The following is a 21,854-nucleotide window of genomic DNA, read 5'->3' as shown; positions in this document are numbered from 1 at the left end:
CATACCTTGGTATGGGTTCGCTTTCGATTGCGTTACGGTTGGGCCGGAGATTCCGTCGGCTTATCATTCGCTGCGGCGCCAGCAATCTTCGTGGGAATGTGACATGCCTCTGTCAAAGGTCGATCTGAATCTGTTCGTGGTCTTCGAAGCGGTCTACCGGACGCGCAACCTGACACGCGCGGCCGAGATGCTGTTCATCACTCAGCCCGCGGTCAGCAACGCGCTGGCGCGGATGCGCAAAGCGTTCGACGATCCGCTCTTTGTCAGCACGTCGAGCGGCATGATCCCGACTCCCGTTTCGGAGAACATCATCGGCCGGGTGCGTGAGGCGCTGCAGTTGCTCGATTCGAGCACGCACGTGGGCGGACTTTTCGACCCCGCCACCTCTGAGCGCACGTTCCGGCTCAGCATGACCGACCTCACGGAGGCGCTTCTTCTGCCGGCCTTGCAGGAGGTGCTGCAGCGGCTCGCGCCCGGCATGCGCATCGAAAGCTACTTCACGACGCGTCGAGAGGTGCCGGAAGCGCTGGCCAGCGGCGCGGTCAATCTGGCGATCGACGCGCCATTGATCGACGACCCCTACCTCGAACAAGAGCCGCTGGGCCGTGACCGCTACGCCTGCATGCTGCGCCACGGCCATCCGTACACCAAGAAAAAGCTGACGATCGACGACTACCTCGGGTTCGGCCATGTCCATGTATCGAGCCGCCCGCAAGGAACGGGTCTCGTCGACGCCGAACTGAACAAGATGGGTCTGAGGCGATCGATTCAAACGCGGGTTCAACACTACCTGGTCGCCCCGTTGATCGCGATGCGAACCGATCTCGTCCTCACGGCCCCCCTCGTGCTGCTGCAGCGGTATGACGCGCGTATCCTCGAACTGCCGTTCGACCTCCCGCATCTCGAGACGCATTGCTACTGGCATCGAAGCGTGACGGGGGACCCGGCTCATCGTTGGCTGCGCGAGCAGATTGGCGCTCTCATGCGGGAGAAGAACCGTTAGCCGGGACCGGATGAAGCAGGCGTGAAGCCTGCGCAGCCGGTGTCACGAATAGTTATAGCCCGCTATCACAACAATAAATTTCCTGAATGACGCGGCGCTAGGTAATCTGCTATCCAAGTTGAAGCGAGGATGGCATGGCAGAACTCTATTTAGTCCGGCATGGCCAGGCGTCGTTCGGCGCCGAAAACTATGACGAACTCTCACCTTCAGGGCGTACCCAATCGCATTGGCTGGGCGAGTATTTCGCGCAGGCCAAGTTGCGATTCGATCGCGTGGTCATTGGAACGATGCGGCGGCATCGGCAGACCGTCGACGCCATTCTCGACGCCATGGATGGCCCGCAAGCCGAGATCGCGCAAGACGCGGGCTTGAACGAATACGACTTCCAGGCGTTGTTCGCGGCGCTCGGTGAAGCGGACACGCCATCGGGTATGTCGGCCGCAAGCTCAAAGAAGGACTTCTACAAAGGGCTCAAGCACGTGCTGCAGCTTTGGGCCGACGACCGCTTGCCAGGCCGCGTTCCGGAGACATGGGAGCAGTTCCAGGCGCGCGTCGAGCGTGCGCGCAGCGACATCCAGCGCAGCGGCGCCAGGCGTGTTCTGGTGGTGAGTTCCGGTGGTCCGATCGCGGTCACGGCGCAACAGGTTCTGCAGGCGCCCGATGCGGCCGCGATTGCACTGAACATGCAGATTCGAAACAGCAGCGTTTGCCAGTATGTCTTTAACGAAAGCGCGATGTCGCTGGCCAGCTTCAATTGCGTGCCCCATCTCGAACGTGCCGACCGGCACGAATTCGTCACCTACGGCTGACCTCATTCAGACAAGGACTTCCGCTAGATCATGAACGCCAGCCTTCAATTCGACATCGAAGCCCTCACGCGTTATTTGACCGCGCACGTGCCCGGGTTTCAAGGCCCGATGTCCGTCGAGAAATTTGCCGGCGGGCAATCCAATCCCACGTTTCTCTTGAATGCGCAAAGCGGTCGCTACGTGCTGAGGCGTCAACCGCCCGGCACGCTGCTCAAGTCCGCGCATGCCGTCGATCGCGAGTTTCGCGTGTTGTCGGCGCTGAGCCGTACACCTGTGCCTGTCGCTCGTGCCTATCACCTGTGCGAAGACCGTGACGTCATCGGCAGCTTGTTTTACGTTATGAGCTACGAAGACGGGCGCATTTTCTGGAATCCGGCGCTGCCCGAAGTGCCGGTCGAGAAGCGTGGCGAGATCTACGACGCTCTGCTCGGCACGATGGCGGCGCTCCACGACGTCGACATCGACGCAGCCGGCTTGTCGGACTACGGCCGGCCCGGCAACTATTTCGCGCGCCAAATCGACGTCTGGACCAAGCAATATCGCGCCGCGCAGACGGATGATCTGGAGGCCATGGAGTCGCTGATCGAGTGGCTGCCTGCTCACTGCCCGGAGGAGACCGGAAAGCCGTCGCTCGTGCATGGCGACTTCCGTATCGACAACCTCATCTTCATGCACGATGCGCCGCAAGTTCGCGCGGTGCTCGACTGGGAACTGTCGACGCTCGGCAATCCGCTCGCCGACATCGCGTACTTCTGCATGTGTTTGCGACTGCCGCCTGGCGGGCATATCGCCGGGCTCGGTGGATTGGACCGAAGGGCGTTGGGGGTGCCGGACGAGGCGTCGATCGTCGAGCGCTACTGCGAACTGCGGGGCATGTCGTCGATCGAGAACTGGAACTTTTACTTGGCGTTTGGTTTCTTCCGGCTCGCCGCGATTGCGCAGGGCGTGAAGAAACGGGCCTTGGGTGGTAACGCATCGAATGAAAAGGCGAGACAAGTAGGGGAGATGGCTGGAGCGCTGGCAAAGATGGGCATGGACCTGATCTGAAGGCAGGCCCTAAACCGAAACATAGATAGGTAGGAGACGAACTTGACGACTAATTTGTTCGACCTGAAAGGGAAGATTGCTTTGGTGACCGGCGCGAGCCGCGGTATCGGCGAGGAAATCGCCAAGCTGCTCGCCGAGCAGGGCGCGCATGTGATCGTGTCGAGCCGCAAGCTCGAGGATTGCGAAGCGGTGGCGCGCGAGATCCAAGAGGCGGGCGGAAGCGCCGAAGCGCAGCCGTGCCATGTCGGGCGCCTCGAAGACATCCTCGCGATCTTCGAGCACATTCGCGCACGGCATGGCCGCCTGGACATTCTCGTCAACAACGCAGCGACGAATCCGTATTACGGCCACATTCTCGATACCGATCTGACGGCATTCGAAAAGACCGTGGAAGTGAACCTGCGCGGCTACTTCTTCATGTCCGTGGAAGGGGGCAAGCTGATGCGGGAGAACGGCGGCGGCGCGATCGTCAACACGGCTTCGGTGAACGCACTGCAGCCAGGCGACAAGCAGGGCATCTATTCGATCACGAAAGCCGCGGTCGTCAACATGACGAAGGCATTCGCGAAAGAGTGCGGGCCGTTGGGGATTCGCGTGAATGCGCTGCTTCCCGGCCTGACCAAAACCAAATTCGCGGGGGCGTTGTTCGCCGATCAGGCCACGTATGAACACTGGATGTCACGCATCCCGCTGCGGCGTCACGCGGAACCGCGCGAGATGGCGGGGACGGTGCTTTATCTCGTCTCCGATGCATCGAGCTACACCAATGGCGAGTGCATCGTCGTCGACGGCGGACTGACGATTTAGCCACGCGTTCGACGCCGTGCGCCGACGCCTTTAATCACGATTCAGGAAGAGTAAAAATGGATTTTGCCTACAGCCCCAAGGTCGAAGCTCTGCGCACGCAAGTGCGTACGTTCATGGACACACACATCGTCCCGCGCATCCGGCAATGGCATGACGAAGTCAGCGCGGGCCAGTATCCGGTCTCCTTCATGGAGGACCTCAAAACGCGGGCGCGTGAAGAGGGTCTCTGGAATCTTTTCCTTCCGCATCTGCGCGATGACGAGCCCGGTACGCGCCTCACCAATCTCGAGTACGCGCCGCTTGCCGAAATCATGGGGCGCGTATCGTGGGCATCGGAGGTGTTCAACTGCAATGCGCCCGACACCGGCAACATGGAACTGCTCCATATGTTCGCCACGCCCGCTCAGCGCGAGCAGTGGCTCGAACCGTTGCTCGACGGCAAGATCCGCTCGGCGTTCGCGATGACGGAGCCGGCCGTGGCCTCGTCGGACGCGACCAATATCACGACGTCGATTCGCCGCGACGGCGACGACTATGTCATCGACGGCCGGAAGTGGTTCATCACGAATGCCGCCCACCCGAATTGCCAGGTCTTCATCGTGATGGGCAAAACGGACCCGGACGCGCCGAGCCATCGTCAGCAAAGCATGATTCTCGTGCCGCGCGATACGCCGGGCGTCAAGGTGATTCGCAATATCACGGTCGTCAATCACGTGGCGCCGGAAGGCCACTGCGAGATCGAGTTCAAGGGCGTGCGCGTGCCCGCATCGAATCTCCTCGGTGAAGAGGGTAGCGGCTTTGCGCTCGCGCAGGCGCGCCTTGGGCCGGGACGGATTCACCACTGCATGCGTTCGATCGGCGCGGCCGAGCTGGCGCTCGAGTTGATGGTGGAGCGGGCCCAAGCGCGCACCGCATTCGGAAAGACGCTGGTTGAACACGGGACGGTCGCGGAGTGGATCGCGAAGTCGCGCATCGAAATCGATCAAGCGCGGCTCTTCGTGCTGAAAACCGCGTGGATGATCGACAACGTGGGCGCGAAAGACGCTCGCAAGGAGATCTCGATGATCAAGGTGCTCGTGCCGAGCGTTCACACGGCAGTGTGCGACCGCGCGATGCAGGTGTTTGGCGCGATGGGCCTGAGTCCCGACACGCCATTGGCCGATAGCTGGACGTGGGGCCGAGCGCTGCGCTTCGCGGATGGCCCCGACGAGGTTCACTTGCAGAACATTGCGCGCATGGAACTCAAGGCGCAGCGATACGAGCCGGGGAAGGAGAATCCCTATCTGACGCCGCCGGTCGCATGAGTAGAAGGCGTCAGGCGATAGTCACCACACCTTTGTCCGCGAGATAACGCAAGACGCCGGGGTGAATCCGTTCGAGGCCGGGAGACGCGGCGAAGGTGTTTTCAGGCCGAGTCTCGGCGCCTTGCTCAACGCGCTGGACCAGCTTGGCATGACCGAGGTCCAGCGCTTTCGCAAAGCGGTAGGCCACGTCTTCATCCAGACTCACCCTGCCGAGGATGTAGCTCCACGATCCGACTGCCTGAATCGGCTCGGCCTGGCCGGGGTAGGAACCGGCGGGGACGAGAATGGGTTTCAAGAAGTTGTGCTTGGCGCGAACCTTCTCGATCTCGTCGGGCGTCAGTCCGATCAGCCGGCCGCCCGCCGTTGTGATCGCGGTGAAGCCTGGCCAGCCGATTCCCGCTCCCCATTGCGCGGCAACCTTGCCGTCGGCGAGCATGATTGGACCGTCGGCGGCCTTCTCGAGAAAGTGCGGTTCAAAGTCCGTTTCTCTATCCAGACCCAGACCGTCCATCACGTACTTGCCGAGCAGGGTGATACCGGATGCACGCGTTCCCCACGCGATCGGTTTGCCGACTAGATCGCGCACGGACGTCGCGGAACTGTCGCCCCTGACAGCGAACATGCCCGGGCTGGAATAGATTGCCGCGATGATTTTCAAATTCGACGCGGGCCGGCCGATTCCGGCGAAAGCCTCATAGGCGGGCTCACCTGCGACCAGCGCCATGTCGAGTTCGTCCGCTTCCAGCAGGCGAATGTTTTCTGCGCTGCCGGCGGTGTTTCGTGTTTGTACGAGCAGCGAGGGATCGGTCTCGTTGACAACGCCAGCGGCCGCGTGCCCGTAAAGCGGGAAGCCGCCCCCCGGCGTCGCTGTTCCCAATACGATATGTGTTGACGGATAGTTCATGTTCACGACTGTTCGGTAAAGTGAGTTCAATTCAGGCGAGCGGCGCACAGCCGCTCGATGCACGCGCGACTTGTTGGATTGCTAGCCTTCGAACTGCAGAATGTGCAGACCGGCATTCGGGTCAGTCAGGTAAATCAACCCTTCCTTGTCCACATAGAGATCGCCTGACTGCACGACTGCGGGAGCGTTCGGCCGAGAATCAACCATGCGTGCAGGCGGTGGCGGCACGTAGTGCGCGAACTCTGTCGGCTGGAACGGATCGCGAAGGTCGTATGCCCGAACTCCTGCATTGAGGTAGGTGGCGAAAACGATGTCGGAACTCTGAAACGATCCTGGACGGTTTTCGTGGAGGTTGTGAGGGCCGAATTTTCCTCCCTTGGCGCAATAGTCGACCTCTCGGGGCACCGGCAGCGTCGAAATCGGCACGGGCGATTCCGGACGGCGGATGTCCACCACCCAAATCCGCGGAACGCCGTTTGCGCAGTTCACGGTGGTCGCCTCGTCCGCAACGACCAGCAGGTTTCTTTCGGGGACCGGCAGCGCGGTATGCGTTCCGCCTGTAAATGGAGGGCTCCAATTCGAGTGACTGAGCATGACGGGCTTGGCCAGGTCACGGATATTGTGGATCGTGAATCCGCCATCTCGCCATGCGCCGTAGGCAAAGTCACCCGCAACGATCGCATGGTGGGCTGCACGCCGCTTACCCTTCGGCAACTCGGACTTCTCGCCGCCCGCGCTCCATTGTCCGGGCAACCACCATCGGCTCACGATCTCGGGTCGCTCCGGGACCGAGAGGTCAATCACCGCCATGACGTGATCCGTGTAGCCTTCTTCGTGGGCAGCGACATAGGCGTATCGTCCACCGGTCCACCAAATGCGGTTCACTCCGAGACCCGGTATCTCAAGGAACGCGATCTGCCGGGGCGCCGATGGCACGCTGATGTCGTAGATCCGGACGCCGGCAGCGAAGGCGAGCTCGCTGTCTTTGAACGAGGTCGTGAGCGTACTCGCGAAATACTTGCTCTGATCCTGAAACTGAGCCAGGGTCCAAATGCTGGGGCCATTGATTGCGAGTAGCAGGTTGTCGGCGACCTGGAGGTGGTGCGAGCGCGTGTTCTTCGGCATCGGCACGAACGCCACAGCCTCCGGTTTTCGCGGATCTCTGACGTCCAGGACGCTAAACCCGTCGCTGAACATGTGACCGACATACGCAAAGCCCTTGTGCACGATGACTTGCACGCCATCCGGTCGGCCACCCTGGTCGCTGTATGCGACGAAGGAGATATGCTTCGCGGAGTCCGCTCTTGCCATGGATGTGCTGTTGCTCACTGACATTCAGACCTCCGTGTCCTCGCGCACGCGTGCTGCGCCGCGAATGACGTCAACCAGCTCCGTGGGGTCGGTCGGTACCGAATTGCCGCGCCAGGCGACGTACTGATCCGCGCGCACCAGCGTCAAACCCATTTCGTACTGACCGTCCGCCTCCGACAGCTTCAGGTCGAGGACTTTGATCGGGACCCCGCGCTTGTGAGCTGCCTGAACAAGCAGCCCGATATTGATGAGCGGATCGACCCGAACGAGGGTGTAGTACGGACCGAGTTCGTCATACAGAGAGCGTCGGCCTTCGAGCCATACGTGCGGCGCACGGCAACCAGGGACCGTGGACGGCTGATACTCGTGCATCGAGTACGCCGGCTGCTTCGCGCCGTCATACGCAATGATCGGGGAGTCGGCGTAGTAGTAGCCGTAGTTGAGGCCGGCCGAGCATTGCTGCTTGAGTTCGAGATCGTGCGATTGCGCACCCACACGCTTGCGCGACTCCTCGCCTGCGGGACTATCCTCCTCGATATCCGCGGGGACGTCGCGACGCTGCTGCATAACGGCGACGGCCACTTCCGTGATGATGTGAGAGATCTGTTCGGTAATCGGCTTGCGCTCCGCTTCATAGGCGTCAAGGACTCCCGCATCAGCCCAGCCCTGCAGCACTGCCGCCAGCATCCACGCCAGATCGGCCGCATCTGCGATCCCTGCGTTCATGCCGTAGCCGGCGGCGGGGATCCACAGGTGGCAGGCGTCGCCTGCAATGAAAACGCGCTTGTCGCGCATCTTGTCGGCCACCATTCGCCGACCCATCCAGTTTTCCTTCGAGATGATTTCGTATTCGAAGTCCGGGCCCACCCCCAGGAGCTGGCGGATTGCCCAGTCCCGGTCGACCTCGTCGTAGTCTTCGTTGTTGTAGAGGAAGTTGTGAACGTTCCAGCGCTCCTTGCCATCGATCGCGATAATGGTGCCGCAGCGTCGAGGGTTCAGGACGTAGTACATCCACGCCGGATTCGCGATCATCGACATCAACTTCGGTGCGCGAATGAAGCTGGACTGTACCTTCTGGATCTGCGGCGTGCCGATGAACGTGGCGCCAATCATCGTGCGAATGATGGAGCGCCCACCGTCGCAACCGACCAAATAGGCACCGGCGATTTCCTTGAGTCCGCCCGAGTCCAGATCAAGTACTCGGGCGACGACGCGATCCTTCTCCTGAACGTACTCGACGAATTCGTGCCGGCTCAGGATCTTGATCCGCGGCTGCTTCGACGCGTGCTCGTAGATGACGGGTTCAAAGAACAGCTGGTTCACACGATGTGAAGGCTCTGGAGTGGGCCACCCGCTGTCAGGCGAGGAGACGCCTTGCTTCCGGCCATTGCGAGACGGCAATACAAGCCGTGAAAGCTCGATGCCAGTGGCGCTCGTCGTCGAGAGCACATCGGTGTTGTGGTCCGCAGGAAGACCGGCCTCGCGAATTTCCTTGGCGACGCCGAGCCGCCTGTACACCTCCATCGAGCGCGACGAAACGGAGTTGCATTTGACTGCCGGGGGCTCTCCGGCCGCACGCGCCTCGACCACCACGACCTCGACGCCTCGCCATGCCAGGTCCATTGCCAGCGTCAAGCCCACCGGACCGGCGCCGATCACGATTACTTTTGATTCAGTCATGTTTTGCTTACTCTCAGTTGTATGTGGCACTGGGCCTTGTTTCGGTGCGATCGCAGGATCTTCCGACGGCCCAACCTGCTGAGCATCCTAGGGAGCGACGCGGCGGTGCGGAAGCTGCAATTTCATCTACCCCTATCGGAAAGACCGATGGGGCGAGCTGGGTCTTTGGCGTCGAACAGGCGTGCGCAATCGAGCGGGCGGGGGAGCCATCGCTCTTTCCTATAGGGGTAGTTGAATATCCGGCTTCCGCACTCGAAGGGTCCCGCCTACGATGCCAAGCAAGGTGGTCGGCCCGGGCGCTGCACCTCACACGGTCGATGCCGGTGACATCTGAAATCCGTCGGAAGAATGCGACACCATGAATCTGATGGGCAAATTGAGGATGCAGTATCTGCGCGGAGCCGGTGTCATCGTCCCTGGACTTTTAAACTGCTTCTTAACCTGCTTGGCTGGCGCGTTTGCCAATGTGGTGTTTGAACACGGGAGCCAGAGCTCGTGGGACTTGCTGACACGGCGGATCCTCGTTGGTTATTTGGGAGCCGTCGGTGTCGTCGTTTTGGTGCTGCCGTGGCTTCACCGGATATCGACGGATCGGCGAAGACATAGTCGGCAAGACTAGTCTCTTTCTCCGAAGCGGGAATCGCTGATCGTTCGAGCCAGTGTGCGTCGAGAAGCAGGCTCGCTCAACACAAGCCTGCGGCAATACTGTCAATATGCCTCCGGCGCATGAGCTATCAAAACATAAAGGATGGAGACAAGCATGTCCGTACTTGCAGTGAATCAGCACCACCGTTGGTATCGAGGACGTACGCTCCAAGTTCTCGTTGCGGTACTCCTAGGTGTTTTGGTTGGCCACTTCTTTCCGAGTGTCGGAACAAGCATCAAGCCTCTGGCGGATATCTTCGTGCGTCTGATCAAGATGGTGATCGGACCCATCGTGTTCATCATGATCGTCACGGGCATTTCCAGTGCGGGTGACCTCCGTAAGGCGGGCCGCATCGGTTTGATGGCGCTTATCTACTTTGAAATTATCACCACCGTGGCCCTCGCGCTGGGTATGTTGGTTGCAAACCTTGCGAAACCTGGTGCCGGAGTTGTCGTTGACGCCGTTGCAAAATCGGCGTTGCCAGCTGCATCGAAGGCGGCTGCGACGACGTGGGTCGATACCGTGGTTGCAATATTCCCGGATAACGCGGTTAAAGCCTTCGTGAACGGGGATCTGGTGCCAATCATCGCATTCTCGATTTTCTTTGGCTGTTCGCTTTCATTGATGGAGGCTCGCGGCAAGCCCCTTGAAGAATTTTTCGAGCGATTTGGCGTCGTGCTATTTGGCATTATCAAGATCGTTATGAAGTACGCCCCCATTGCCGCCTTTAGTGCGATCGCTTTCAGCGTTGGAAAATATGGCCTCGGCTCGCTGCTTGTGCTCGGTAAGTTGGTCGGGTACGTGTACCTCACAATGGCTTTCTTCGTCTTTGTCGTGCTGGGTTTGATTGCTCACCTGAACGGCTTGAGCCTGTGGCGGCTGTTGAAGTACTGCAAGGAGGAACTCATTCTCGTGCTCGGAACCGTTCCAAGCGAGACTGTTCTGCCCACGCTTATGGCGAAGCTGGAAGCGCTCGGAGTTTCCAAGCGCGCAGTCGGGCTCGTTATGCCGACGGGCTATTCATTCAACCAAATCGGTGCGGCTATCTATCTTTCGATGTCCGTGCTCTTCATTGCGCAAGTCTACGGCGTCGATCTTGGCATGTCGGAGCAGGTCGGGATCATGTTGGTACTCATGCTCACATCTAAAGGATCCGCTGGTGTCACCGGAAGCGCTTTTGTTGTGCTCGCGTCAACGGTGGCATCGACGCACATTGTGCCCGTCGAGGGAGTCGCGCTTCTTCTCGGCGTTGAACAGTTCATGTCGATTGGAAGAGCGACGCTTACGGTGATCGGTAACCTTGTGGCGACGATAGTCGTGGGGAAAATGGCGGGAGAGTTCGATTCCAACGCTGCGCTGGAGTGCTACAAGAGGCACTTCGAGGATGCGTCAATAGTCCGAATTTAACTAAGGCCACGTATGCAGCCCGGCGCGCACCATCGCGCGTCGAGGAACACAACCAACTGGTTTTTTCACTGGAGGTTTTATGAGCACGTCAAATACAAATTCAAAGATCGGTGCGGTCCTGTACATCATCTGGGCTTGCTTGCATTTTATGGCGGCACATTCGGTGTATGTCCTTGGCCGGTCCTTGGATCCGTCAATGCTACAGGGACGAGTCTTTCAGGCCGCATGGAACCTACTATTCTTTTCGATCGCCGCCATTGCCGTCGCTGTCACGTTGAACTGGAGAAACAGCGTATGGGGCTATTGGATTAATTTCGCCGTTGTCGGCGTCGCGGATGTTGGCTTTATCCTCTTCGTTGTCGTACCAGGCTATATGCCCGTTTGGCCTGGTGTTCTTGGCCCGGTAATCTGGGTGCTCGCGACGATTTTCTCGACAATCGCCCTGCTAACGCGAGACAAAGACGCGGCAAAGAATCAACTGAATCCTCTTCCGCACTAAATCGGCGCGGGACATCGGCGTCAAGCGAGCCGATCGTATCGGCCTCGGCGAAACGCCGTTCTGAACCGTTTCTGGTGAAAGTTTCTTCAGCATCTCGAGCCGTCGCGAGTCACTCGTTCTCGGCATCAACTATCTAACAAGACATCCGAGCGTTACGCACTCGCACTATCCAAGAGCCAGTGCGTTGGATTCGTTCGTCCATAAGAAGGATAAAACCAATAAGAAGGCAGTTTGAGTAGTTTAATTCGCATTGCGTAATACATACATATAAATATGGAGGAAGACATGAGGAAAATGGTATTGGCTTCGCTCGGATGCGCTTGCCTATCGGGCGTCGTCTGTCCGAATGCGGAGGCACAGAGCGTGACGCTTTATGGAATCTTGGATACCGGAATCGAATATGTGAATCACGCGAACGCCGCGGGCGCCTCTGTCGTAAGAGAGCCCATCAATACCGGTACGGTGCCGTCGAGATGGGGCATAACTGGTAAGGAGTCGCTAGGCGGAGACTGGACGGCGATCTTTACGCTTGAGAATGGATTCGACGTCGGAACGGGTAACTTGAAGCAAGGAGGGCGACTGTTTGGACGGCAAGCGTTTGTTGGAATCGACGGCCCTTACGGCACGTTGACGCTTGGCCGGCAATACTCAATGCTGCTGCAAGAACTCTTTTCGTTCGACTCGGTCGGGTCAAATATTTACGGATTCGGATCTTTGGATCCCTGGATTCCGAACTCCCGGTCTGATAACACCATTGCCTACAGCAAAAGCATCGGCAACCTGAATGCCGGTTTTACCTACTCATTCGGGCGTGACAATTCGCCGACCGGAGGCTCCAACACGCCAGGAGAAGGCGCCTGTGCCGGCAGCCTGCCAGGTAATGCTTCTGCTTGCAGGGAGTGGTCTGCGATGCTGAGCTACACCGGCGACCCATGGGGCATTGGCATTGGATACGACAGTCAGAATGGGGGGCCGGGCTCGACGGTGAATATGTTCAACGGTGTAGCACCGCTCCCTTTCACCGCGGGATCCAATCGAGACACACGTCTTCTTGCAAATACTTACTACAAGTTCGGCGCGCTCAAAGTCAGCGCGCTCTGGGAACATCGCCACGTCGAACCTCAGACGCCCACAGGCGCGGGAATCACATCCGATCAGGTGACCTTGGAAGCGATGTATCAAGTTACACCCGCACTTTCTGTCGAAGGGTTGGTCCAGCGAATCGTTAATTCTCGGCAGGATACAAGGGCCAACATGGAGATGGCCAACGTCACCTATCTTCTTTCCAAGCGGACGGCGCTATATGCGAACTTGGGGTTCCTGCAGAACAGCGCGAAGGCCGCATATACGATCAGCCTCGGGGGAGGCACTCCCGGTTTTGGAATGAATCAGCTGGGTGCCATGGTTGGGATCCGGCATCGTTTCTAGCAAGTTCGCCATTTCGATATTGAGCGGTCGTCGTCACGGTTGCTATACGACATCGACGTGGGGCAGGAACCTGAACAATACGAGTGAAAAGATCGTGAAAACATGGAAAGTAGCCACACGGCTGACGGTACTGACTGGTGTCCTGTCTGCGCTGCTCGTCGTCATTGGAGGGCTCGGGCTATGGGGAATGCAGAGAGCTGAGGAAGGCATGGAGTCGATCTATGAGGCTCATATGAAACCCGCGCTGGTGCTGAGCGAGATCGGCGACCACTTGATGAGTACGCGTCTTTCTCTTGCTATTGCGGTGCACACACACGATGCCGCCGCTCAGAAGGCGCACCTTGACGTCATCGAGTCGAATATCTCAGACATCGACAAGACCTGGAATACCTATTTGCAGCGCGTGCAAGGTCCAGATGAAACCCGTTTGACGAAGGCCTTTTCAGACGCGCAAGGACGGTTCATCAGCGGTGGCCTGCGTTCGACGCTGGACGCACTGAGGATGGATAACGAGGAAGACGCCAGACGCCTTCTGGTTGATACAGCGGGTCCCTTGTTCGTGCCTGCGAGGCAGAGCAATCAGGCCCTCCAAAAATTCCACATCGAGGAAGCTCAGCAAACATTCACGAATTCGCAGGAGCGGAATGCAAGGTTGCGCGAATCGTTCCTCATCGCCATCTCCTGCGGCGTGTGCTTTGCCATCTTTTTTGGGACTTGGGTTGTCCGTTCTATCAGCCGGCAACTGGGTGCCGAGCCGGCTGAGGCAGCCGGACTCGCGCGGCAGGTGGCTGCTGGTGATCTGAGTGTCGCGATTGCTCTGAAGGCGACAGACGATACTAGCCTGATGGCGCAGTTTAGGGGCATGCAGGCGAGCCTTGCCAACGTAGTCAAGGACGTTCGACAGGGAGCCGAACTTGTAGCGGCCGCCAGCGAGCAGATCGTTCAAGGCAACCTTGACCTCAGTCAGCGAACAGAAAAACAAGCCAGCGCGCTCGCGCAGACCTCCGCGTCTATGGAACAGCTTAAGGAAGCTGTTCGCCAGAACTCAGAGAATGCCGAACACGCCAATCAACTGGCCGTAGCAGCTTCGGACATTGCGACTACGGGAGGCGAGGTCGTTGGGCAAGTGGTACAGACCATGAGTGGTATCAACGACAGTTCAAAACAGATCGCAAGCATTATTGGCTTGGTCGATGACTTGGCGTTCCAAACCAACATTCTGGCGCTGAACGCAGCAGTCGAAGCCGCACGCGCAGGAGAACTGGGGCGCGGATTTGCCGTAGTCGCTGGTGAGGTTCGGAATCTTGCCCAGCGCAGTGGACAAGCGGCAAAGGAAATCAAGGATCTGATTTCAGGCAGCGTTCAACGTGTGGATCAAGGTATGGCGCTGGTTGAACACGCGGGATCAACCATGCTGGAGATTGTCGGTGCTATCAAACGGGTTTCAAACATCGTGAACGAGATCAGTGCGGCCAGTTCAGCGCAGAGCGCCGGCGTTGCACAGATCAGCATGGCTGTTAGCCAGATGGATCAAGTCACACAGCAGAATGCGGCGCTTGTCGAAGAGAGTGCCGCAGCCGCCGAGCACCTAAAAATGCAAGCCCAGGGCCTCGTGCATTCGGTTGCAGTTTTTAAGCTCGCTGCCGAGTAATCGGGAACGCGTCGGCCCGGCTGCTGAGTTGGCCGGAATAGGCAGCGTTGCTAGTGCTGACGCTCACTCCGCGGGGAGGACCATCGTTTTTGCAATGCTTCTCAGATGCTCGATGAAACGCTCGACTACCGGGCTTAGCGTACGCCTCTTGAGCGTAGCGAGCGAGATCGGCGGCGGTGTCAGATGAACGTCGTCCACTTCAAGTGTCTTGATTGACCACCTCTCGGCATTTCCCGACAGCAACGAAGAAGGCATGACCGAGATGTAGCGCCCCGTCGCAAGCAGTTGATTGCGAAGCAAAATGGAAGCTGCATTCACGGTCGCATTCAATCTGATGTCTCGCCGGTCGAACTCCACGCGAAGCAGTTTTTCGACGATGGTAGAAGGCGGAATAATCCAAGGTTCATTCGCGAGTTCCGCAAGGGCAATGTGCCGGCGACTTGCCCAAGGGCTGGTTGCTCCCGCGACGATGCAGTGCAAATCTTCAAACAGAACCTCGACGTTCAAGTCGTCGTCCACGAAGTTCTTAGGGAAGCGAGCGAGCACAATATCAACGACTCGATCCTGCAACTCACGATACTCCAATGTAGTGGTGTCTTGCTGAACCACGCTAAAGATTACGTGCGGATATTGCTGTGAGAACTCACTGATAGCCCGTGGCAGCAAGTCTGCCGACAAAAATTCCGCGCAAGCGATACGAACTTCGCCAACCTCCGGATTGGCGAGAAATTCGATGTCGTTGATGCCTTGCCTCAACTCGTCGAAGACAACTTGACCACGCTTGATAAGCGCGTCCGCGTAGATCGTGGATTTGACGCCTTGCGCATGGCGATCCAGAAGCCGCACCCCCAACGCAGCCTCCAGGCCGGCAATGGCCTCCGATACGGCAGGCTGGGACATTCCTAAATGAGACGCGGCCTTCGCCATGCTTCCCCAGCGAACAACGGTAGACAGGACGTAAAGGTCGCGCAGCTTAATCCGTCTGCCGATTCGATTCATCCAGTCCGAAGGTGTGCGTTTCATCGGAATTACCAAAGGGGATAAAAGGGGGGCAGTCTTGATCGTCTCTAGCAGGTTATACCACATGGCCCTCGTATGTTTGACAAGGTGCTTCCTGAGGCGGACATGAAGCCAATGATGTTCGAACACACGCAGCGCCGCGCGCTGTGCTCTACCGAGATTCGGCTGATGAGCCATAGGAAAAGCCGATAAGCCTAATGGAAATTCCAGCTTCTGATCATTTCCAGGCAAGCATACTATTTTAGTACTGGAGTATTGATAAGGACGTCAATTCCAGAGTCTAAATAATGGTGATGGCGGAATTCCGTGCGTCACCGTTGCTTATTTAAAGATTACGAAAAGCGTAGGTCACTATCCCTTTCGAGAAATCTGCAATGTCACCTTCCCCGGAATCGCGTCATAGAAATTCGATTGCCGATAGTGCACCTCAATGTGCTGGACCCTTGTCGAACCTGGTAGCGCCGCGTGTCACGCTACCGCCCAACGCGTGCGATAGCCACTTTCATATCTTTGGTCCCGCAAGCCGTTATCCCTATAGCTCTGACCGGATCTATACACCGCCGGATTGCTCGCTGGAGGATTACGTGGCCCTTCGACGGAGCTTGGGGCTGACCCGTTGCGTGCTTATTCAGCCAAGCGTCTATGGCACCGACAACACGCTGCTGTTGGAAGCCCTCAAAGGTCTCGGTAATGCCGGTCGTGGAGTCGTCGTTCTGAGTGGCCAGGAGTCGAACGGCGAGCTGCGAGACATGGACGCGATCGGTGTTAAGGGGGTTCGCATTAACCTCGTAGACGTAAAGTCCCCTGGCACCAATTTACCTATAGGCGAACTTCATCGCATACAAGATCGCATCGCGCCTCTGGGATGGCACCTGGAGTTGCTCGTCCATGTGGACACGTATCCAGGGTTTGACGAAGCACTAAGTTCGCTCGAGGTCCCCATCGTCTTTGGTCACATGGGATACCTCTCGCGAGGTGTAAGTCCAGACCATGCGGGAATGAAGTCCATGTTGGCGCTGCTTAAATCCGGCCGCGCCTGGGCCAAGGTAACAGGCCCCTATCGTATCGACACGAATGGGCCGCCTTACGAAACGGCCGTGCAAATTGCGCGCTGGCTTGCGAAGCATTGTATGGATCGGTTGGTGTGGGGAAGCGACTGGCCCCATGTCATGGTCAATGGACCGATGCCGCATGACGCTGACTTATTGAATGCCGTGACTGATTGGCTGCCTGAGAAGGATCAACAGCAAGCACTTTTTTCGAGTAATCCCGCCAACCTCTATCAATGGGGATGACGAGATGTTGCTTAGTCCGCCATTTGCCTTTACTGGAGCTTAGATCATGAGTATGCCGTGCGGAGGAGTATGGGTACCCGTCGCCACCCCATTTCAACCAGATGGACAAATCGACCGTTCGTTGTTCTTGGCGCACTGCCGGCACTTGATCGACGAAGGGGCTGACGGCCTGGCAATTCTAGGCACTACCAGCGAAGCGAATTCGCTGAGCGTTGCTGAACGGCTCGACCTGCTTGATTTTCTGATCGAGAACGGCATCAGTCCCGAGCAACTGATGCCCGGCACCGGTTCCTGTTCCATCACCGATGCTGTTCGTTTGACGAAGGCGGCGGTCACGGCAGGATGCGCAGGAACTCTAGTGCTTCCTCCCTTTTACTATAAGGGTGTCGATGAAGACGCCTTGTTCGCATACTTTAGCGAACTGATCGAGCGAGTCGGCGATGATGGTTTGCGGGTATATCTCTACCATATCCCGCCAATTGCACAGGTCGGGTTCAGCTTGCACTTGATCGAGCGTTTGTTAAAGAGGTATGACTCCATCATGGTGGGCCTTAAGGACAGTTCTGGAGACTTTAAAAATACGCTGGCGGTTATCGAGGCATTTCCTTCCTTAAGCGTCTTTCCGGGCTCTGAGTCCTTCCTTTTGGAAGGTCTGCGTGCAGGTGCCGTCGGCTGTATCACAGCGACCGGAAACATCAATACGCGTGCGATCAAGCAGGCTTACCTGGGCGCGAAGACGGGGGCGGCGGATTCGCTGCAAGCTGCAATAACCCGCCGACGAAAGATTGTCGAGTCCTTCCCGCTAATTCCGGCTATCAAGGCCGTACTGGCACGGCGCTATGGCGAACCCACATGGCGACTGACTCGAGTACCGCTGATGCCGCTCGGCGAACAACGCGAGAGCAACCTCATTCATGCATTGAGCGAAGACGGCTACGTGATTTCCGCCGAACATGGAAGGGTCACCCAGTAAATACATCGACCGTACGTCTTCACACTACAACCCAAGGGATAGCGTATATGAACACTAAACCGGTACTCGGGCTCGACGAGGTCGAAGCGATGCTTCTCGGCGCTCGCCGAGAAGCCGAGGAGCATGGCTGGAAGGTATCCGTCGCGATCGTTGACGATGGCGGCCATCCGCTTGCCCTTTTGCGCCTCGACGGTGCGCCCCCGGGCAGCGCCTACATGTCGACCGAGAAAGCGCGCACGGCGGCGCTGGGCCGACGCGAGTCGAAAGTGTACGAGGACATGATCAATGGGGGGCGCTACGCCTTCTTGAGCGCACCGCTTACCGCCACGCTCGAAGGCGCCGTGCCGGTTATCGTGAACGATGAGTGCGTCGGCGCGGTCGGCGTATCGGGAGTGAAGTCGGATCAGGACGCACAGATCGCCAAAGCGGGGATTGCCCGCCTTGGCAAGACGCCGGCTTGAGTCGTCGCTTGATGGCGGAGTGGGGCGCTACGCAACGCGCGAGTATTGCGGATCGAGAGGGTGATCCAGCGCCGCCTGTTCTTCGCGAGCATATTGCGTGGGCGGCCGGCCCACATGCCGCGTGAAGGCGACGCTGAACGTGCTCGCGGAGCTGTAGCCGACGCGCTGCGCAATCTCCGCGACACGGCCTTCGTTACGACGCAGCAGATCCTTCGCGAGCGCCATGCGCCAGGTGAGCAGATACTCCATCGGCGCAACGCCGACCGCGCGGCTGAAGCGCTCGAAAAAGGTCGAGCGCGAAAGCGCGGCCTCCTTCGCGAGTTCGGCAACGGTCCAAGCGTGCGTCGGGTGTTCGTGCATCCCGCGTATCGCAGCCGCGAGGCGTCCGTCCGAGAGACCGCGCACCAGGCCCGGCGACGCACTCGTTCCCGCCATCGACCGCAGCGCCTCGATCAGCAGCACTTCCAACAGGCGTGACAGCACGACTTCGCGCGCGGGCCGCTGCTCGCGCGATTCCTCTCGCACGAGCTCCACGAGCGTGGCCAAGCGCTGTTCGCCGCGAACATGCACGATTTGCGGCAGCAGCGAGACCAGCAGGGACGCATCCGGTGAGCCGAAGCTGCAGTGGCCCACCATCATTCGCGCGTCGATCGGGTTGCCCGGGGCGCCGATTCTGAATTCGTTGTTGCCCAGCGCGATGGGCGCCGCGGTCTGGACTCCCTGTGGCGGCGGCTCGAGGCTGGACGTCGCGACGCCGTAGGCCGCGGGAATCAGGACGAAGTCGCCCGACAGGAGTTCGATGGGCTCGTGTCCGTCGATCGCAATGCGGCACCCGCCCTCAAGGACTACGCAATAGAAAGGCTGGCCGGCATCCGAGCGACTGACGCGCCACGGGCTGGCGCAGTGGACGAGTTTGGAGAACCGCGCGCTCGGCTGCAGCAGCGTCACGACTTCGGCCAACGGATCGGTGGACATCGCCGGACTCCTGCAAATGAATTTCGGATCTTTGATTGTAGCAAGTACGGTTTTGGCGATCTATCGTATGGGCATATGCAAACCATCCCATAGGACCTCCCATGAAAACCGTGCTGATCACCGGCTGCTCTTCCGGATTCGGCCTCGAAATTGCCCGCTACTTTCTCGCCCGCGACTGGCAGGTCGTCGCCACGATGCGTACGCCGCAAGCCGACGTGCTGCCGCCTTCGGAACGCCTGCGCGTAGTGGCACTCGACGTCACGAATCCGGAGAGCATTCGTCAGGCGGTCGAGGCCGCAGGGCCGATCGATGTGCTCGTCAACAACGCGGGCTTCGGCGCGGCGTCCCCGGCTGAACTCGTCCCGATTGCGACGGTGCGCGAGATCTTCGAGACCAATACCTTCGGCACGATTGCGTTGACGCAAGCGGTGTTGCCTCAGTTTCGGCAGCGCAGGGCAGGCGTCGTCGTGAACGTCACGTCGAGCGTGACGTTGAAGGCACTGCCCTTGATCGCCGCGTATCGCGCTAGCAAGGCGGCGGTGAACGCGTTCACCGAGTCGATGGCGCTGGAGCTGGAGCCGTTCGGCGTGAGGGCGCGTCTGGTGTTGCCGGGCCGCGCGCCCGAGACCCGCTTCGGCGAGAACGCGCGCACCTATATTCATGGCTTCGATCACGAGGCGTATGCCGATCTCGCCAAGAGCGTCTTGGCGAGGATGGCGGATGCGTCTGCCCCGGTCACGCGTGCACAGGACGTCGCCGAAGCCGTGTGGCGCGCGGCGACTGACCCGTCGTCCCCGATGCGCATCCTGGCCGGCGCCGATGCCGAAGCCTGGGCGGCCGAGAGCCCTGCCGAACGAGCGTGAGATGACTTCCGCGCGCTACAGCGCAATACCACAAAGAGGTTGCTATGCAGGACAAACCCGTCGCCTTGGTCACCGGGGCGAATCAAGGAATCGGTCTTCAGATCGCAAAGGATCTCGTGGCGCAAGGCTTCACGGTGCTGGTCGGGTCGCGCAATTTCGAGCGCGGCGAGGCTGCCGCTAACGAAGTTGGGCCGGACGCCCGCGCGCTTCAGCTCGATGTGACGGATCAGGCTTCGGTCACCGCCGCGGCGAAGCGCGTGCGCAATGAGTTTGGCCGCCTTGATGTGCTCATCCAGAACGCTGCCATTTCGAATACGAGCAGGCTGCCCGGCCAGCCTATCGAGGAGTACGCGAAGACGACCCGCCCGAGTACCGTGTCCATCGATGAAATGCGCGCAGTGTGGGATACCAACGTGTTCGGCGTTCTCGCTGTTTACCAAGCGATGCTGCCGATCCTGCGCGACACGCCCGGCGCCCGCATCGTCAACGTGTCGAGCGGCGTCGGGTCGCTAACGACGAACTCGGACCCGGCCTACACCTACCGTGCGATCTTCGGCCCCGTGTACCCAGCGTCCAAGACGGCGCTCAACGCTTTGACAGTCGCCATGGCGATCGAGTTGGAGCCGGAGGGAATCAAAGTCAACGCCGTTTCCCCTGGCTATACCAAGACGAACCTCAACGGCTATGCGGGCACGGAGACAGTCGAGGCGGGGGCTCGCGAGGCGGTGCGTGTCGCGCTGCTGGGCCCGGACGGTCCTACAGGAACGTTCACGCGCTGGGAAAACGAAACGATCCCGTGGTGATGGGGTCCATTGATCGCCCTCCGTTATAGGAAATGCGACTGGCCACAAACCGGAATCTCGCCCACCACTGGCTCATGACACTTGATTTGCGCCGACTGGGCACCACAACCTAATGTGTCAACCATGTCCCCGGTCTATACACATCCATCATGCGTGGCGATCCACGCAAATCGGTCTCAAGACCGGCGCGTATAAGCGTAACGGTGCGCGAGCCAGGCTGTGCCCATGCCATCGGCGAGGATGAAGTGTTGGTCCCTGACATCGCGGTTTGGGCCGTCGCGCGTGATCGTCGTCGTCATCCGCAGCATCTGACCGGCGACTTCTGCACCGCCGCCCGTGACTGCGAAGGAATCGTGGAGCAGAACCACCGCTGCCTCGTCACCACGGTCGAAACTGTAGGCGGGCATGATGCCCACCGGCGCTCGCATCTCGATCGACACATACTTCCACCGGCCTTCAACGCGCTGGAAACTCAGGTAGTCGATGCGTTTAATGTCTTGGCCATGCACGTCGGACGCCGGTCGGATGAATTCCTGCAGATAAGACCCGACCATGCGACGTTCAGCGACGAGCCCGGTGGTCGTGACCGGATCGGCGCCCGGCTTGTCCCACACGGTTTCGGTGACGTTCCACAAGCCTGCGAAGGCGGCCATGCCCGTATTTTCAGGCCCGAGCTCATTCAGCCGCTGAGCAGCAGAAGTTCCCGGCGACGGCCCGTTGCCGACGTTCGGCCGGTTCGGCCCGCCTGACCCGCCTTCCTTCGTTTGAGCGTTCCCGAGACTGGAGACCAGTATCGAGCCGAGCGCGACTCCAAGAAAGTGACGACGTTCCAGCATAAAAACCTTTGTGTGGTTGCCTGGCCCGCAGTTCGGGAGGAAGGCGTCTCTGCAGCCGTAGACCCATGGCCGCATACTATTCGCTACAAGGTCACGCATAAACATCGCTCAGACATAGGGTGTGCACACCAG

The 21,854-nt window shown here is 59.2% G+C and carries 20 protein-coding genes; 14 read left to right on the top strand and 6 right to left on the bottom strand.

The window, feature by feature from the left end:
- The first annotated feature begins 103 nt into the window (after positions 1–103).
- The 5 genes from AAHK20_RS26930 to AAHK20_RS26910 all read left to right on the top strand — a co-directional run bounded on the left by AAHK20_RS26930 (position 104) and on the right by AAHK20_RS26910 (position 4,970).
- Positions 104–1,003: a LysR family transcriptional regulator gene (locus AAHK20_RS26930; RefSeq protein ID WP_449184528.1), complete on the top strand. Its 900-nt coding sequence runs from the start codon at positions 104–106 to the stop codon at positions 1,001–1,003.
- Between the two features lie 134 nt (positions 1,004–1,137).
- On the top strand, positions 1,138–1,812 hold the full coding sequence (locus AAHK20_RS26925; RefSeq protein WP_449184527.1) for a histidine phosphatase family protein: 675 nt from the start codon (positions 1,138–1,140) through the stop codon (positions 1,810–1,812).
- Positions 1,813–1,842: 30 nt separating this feature from the next.
- A complete protein-coding gene (locus tag AAHK20_RS26920) occupies positions 1,843–2,859 on the top strand; it encodes a phosphotransferase (protein ID WP_449184526.1) in 1,017 nt (338 codons plus the stop codon).
- A 42-nt stretch (positions 2,860–2,901) separates the two neighbouring features.
- Complete coding sequence (locus AAHK20_RS26915) at positions 2,902–3,666, top strand: SDR family oxidoreductase (RefSeq protein ID WP_449184525.1); 765 nt, start codon at positions 2,902–2,904, stop codon at positions 3,664–3,666.
- 56 nt (positions 3,667–3,722) lie between these two features.
- The gene (locus tag AAHK20_RS26910; RefSeq protein WP_449184524.1) at positions 3,723–4,970 is read left to right on the top strand and encodes an acyl-CoA dehydrogenase family protein; all 1,248 of its coding nucleotides are present in this window, start codon (positions 3,723–3,725) and stop codon (positions 4,968–4,970) included.
- A gap of 10 nt (positions 4,971–4,980) precedes the next feature.
- Here AAHK20_RS26910 and AAHK20_RS26905 read toward each other — a convergent pair whose 3' ends face one another.
- The 3 genes from AAHK20_RS26905 to AAHK20_RS26895 all read right to left on the bottom strand — a co-directional run bounded on the left by AAHK20_RS26905 (position 4,981) and on the right by AAHK20_RS26895 (position 8,865).
- Entirely contained in the window at positions 4,981–5,874 is an 894-nt protein-coding gene (locus tag AAHK20_RS26905) for a TAXI family TRAP transporter solute-binding subunit (protein ID WP_449184545.1), read from the bottom strand.
- A gap of 81 nt (positions 5,875–5,955) precedes the next feature.
- Entirely contained in the window at positions 5,956–7,209 is a 1,254-nt protein-coding gene (locus AAHK20_RS26900; RefSeq protein ID WP_449184523.1) for an LVIVD repeat-containing protein, read from the bottom strand.
- Positions 7,210–8,865 (bottom strand): FAD-dependent monooxygenase, encoded by a 1,656-nt coding sequence (locus AAHK20_RS26895; RefSeq protein WP_449184522.1) that lies wholly within the window; start codon positions 8,863–8,865, stop codon positions 7,210–7,212.
- A gap of 760 nt (positions 8,866–9,625) precedes the next feature.
- Here AAHK20_RS26895 and AAHK20_RS26890 point away from each other — a divergent pair.
- The 4 genes from AAHK20_RS26890 to AAHK20_RS26875 all read left to right on the top strand — a co-directional run bounded on the left by AAHK20_RS26890 (position 9,626) and on the right by AAHK20_RS26875 (position 14,496).
- The gene (locus tag AAHK20_RS26890) at positions 9,626–10,918 is read left to right on the top strand and encodes a cation:dicarboxylate symporter family transporter (protein WP_449184521.1); all 1,293 of its coding nucleotides are present in this window, start codon (positions 9,626–9,628) and stop codon (positions 10,916–10,918) included.
- 79 nt (positions 10,919–10,997) lie between these two features.
- The gene (locus tag AAHK20_RS26885) at positions 10,998–11,417 is read left to right on the top strand and encodes a hypothetical protein (RefSeq protein ID WP_449184520.1); all 420 of its coding nucleotides are present in this window, start codon (positions 10,998–11,000) and stop codon (positions 11,415–11,417) included.
- Positions 11,418–11,702: 285 nt separating this feature from the next.
- Positions 11,703–12,845 (top strand): porin, encoded by a 1,143-nt coding sequence (locus AAHK20_RS26880; RefSeq protein ID WP_449184519.1) that lies wholly within the window; start codon positions 11,703–11,705, stop codon positions 12,843–12,845.
- Between the two features lie 94 nt (positions 12,846–12,939).
- Positions 12,940–14,496, top strand: a complete 1,557-nt coding sequence (locus AAHK20_RS26875; RefSeq protein ID WP_449184518.1) for a methyl-accepting chemotaxis protein — start codon at positions 12,940–12,942, stop codon at positions 14,494–14,496.
- A gap of 63 nt (positions 14,497–14,559) precedes the next feature.
- Here AAHK20_RS26875 and AAHK20_RS26870 read toward each other — a convergent pair whose 3' ends face one another.
- Positions 14,560–15,519: a LysR family transcriptional regulator gene (locus AAHK20_RS26870; RefSeq protein WP_449184517.1), complete on the bottom strand. Its 960-nt coding sequence runs from the start codon at positions 15,517–15,519 to the stop codon at positions 14,560–14,562.
- A gap of 371 nt (positions 15,520–15,890) precedes the next feature.
- Here AAHK20_RS26870 and AAHK20_RS26865 point away from each other — a divergent pair, with 371 nt between their 5' ends.
- The 3 genes from AAHK20_RS26865 to AAHK20_RS26855 are packed head-to-tail and all read left to right on the top strand — an operon-like array spanning position 15,891 to position 18,245.
- Complete coding sequence (locus AAHK20_RS26865) at positions 15,891–16,811, top strand: amidohydrolase family protein (protein ID WP_449184516.1); 921 nt, start codon at positions 15,891–15,893, stop codon at positions 16,809–16,811.
- Between the two features lie 46 nt (positions 16,812–16,857).
- Positions 16,858–17,784 (top strand): dihydrodipicolinate synthase family protein, encoded by a 927-nt coding sequence (locus AAHK20_RS26860; protein WP_449184515.1) that lies wholly within the window; start codon positions 16,858–16,860, stop codon positions 17,782–17,784.
- Between the two features lie 47 nt (positions 17,785–17,831).
- Positions 17,832–18,245 carry a GlcG/HbpS family heme-binding protein gene (locus AAHK20_RS26855; protein ID WP_449184514.1) on the top strand — a complete coding sequence of 138 codons (414 nt, stop codon included), beginning with the start codon at positions 17,832–17,834 and terminating at the stop codon, positions 18,243–18,245.
- A gap of 27 nt (positions 18,246–18,272) precedes the next feature.
- Here AAHK20_RS26855 and AAHK20_RS26850 read toward each other — a convergent pair whose 3' ends face one another.
- Positions 18,273–19,220, bottom strand: a complete 948-nt coding sequence (locus AAHK20_RS26850) for an AraC family transcriptional regulator (protein WP_449184513.1) — start codon at positions 19,218–19,220, stop codon at positions 18,273–18,275.
- Positions 19,221–19,321: 101 nt separating this feature from the next.
- On the opposite strand from AAHK20_RS26850, the gene AAHK20_RS26845 reads away from it, so the two are divergent.
- Positions 19,322–20,083 (top strand): SDR family oxidoreductase, encoded by a 762-nt coding sequence (locus AAHK20_RS26845; RefSeq protein WP_449184512.1) that lies wholly within the window; start codon positions 19,322–19,324, stop codon positions 20,081–20,083.
- Between the two features lie 44 nt (positions 20,084–20,127).
- A complete protein-coding gene (locus AAHK20_RS26840) occupies positions 20,128–20,886 on the top strand; it encodes an SDR family oxidoreductase (protein WP_449184511.1) in 759 nt (252 codons plus the stop codon).
- Between the two features lie 176 nt (positions 20,887–21,062).
- On the opposite strand, the gene AAHK20_RS26835 is transcribed toward AAHK20_RS26840, so the two are convergent.
- Positions 21,063–21,722, bottom strand: coding sequence for a hypothetical protein (locus AAHK20_RS26835; protein WP_449184510.1), 660 nt, complete (start codon positions 21,720–21,722; stop codon positions 21,063–21,065).
- Between the last annotated feature and the right edge of the window lie 132 nt (positions 21,723–21,854).

It is taken from the genome of Trinickia camelliae (assembly GCF_053525655.1).
This window is presented reverse-complemented; position numbering and strand designations above follow the sequence as displayed.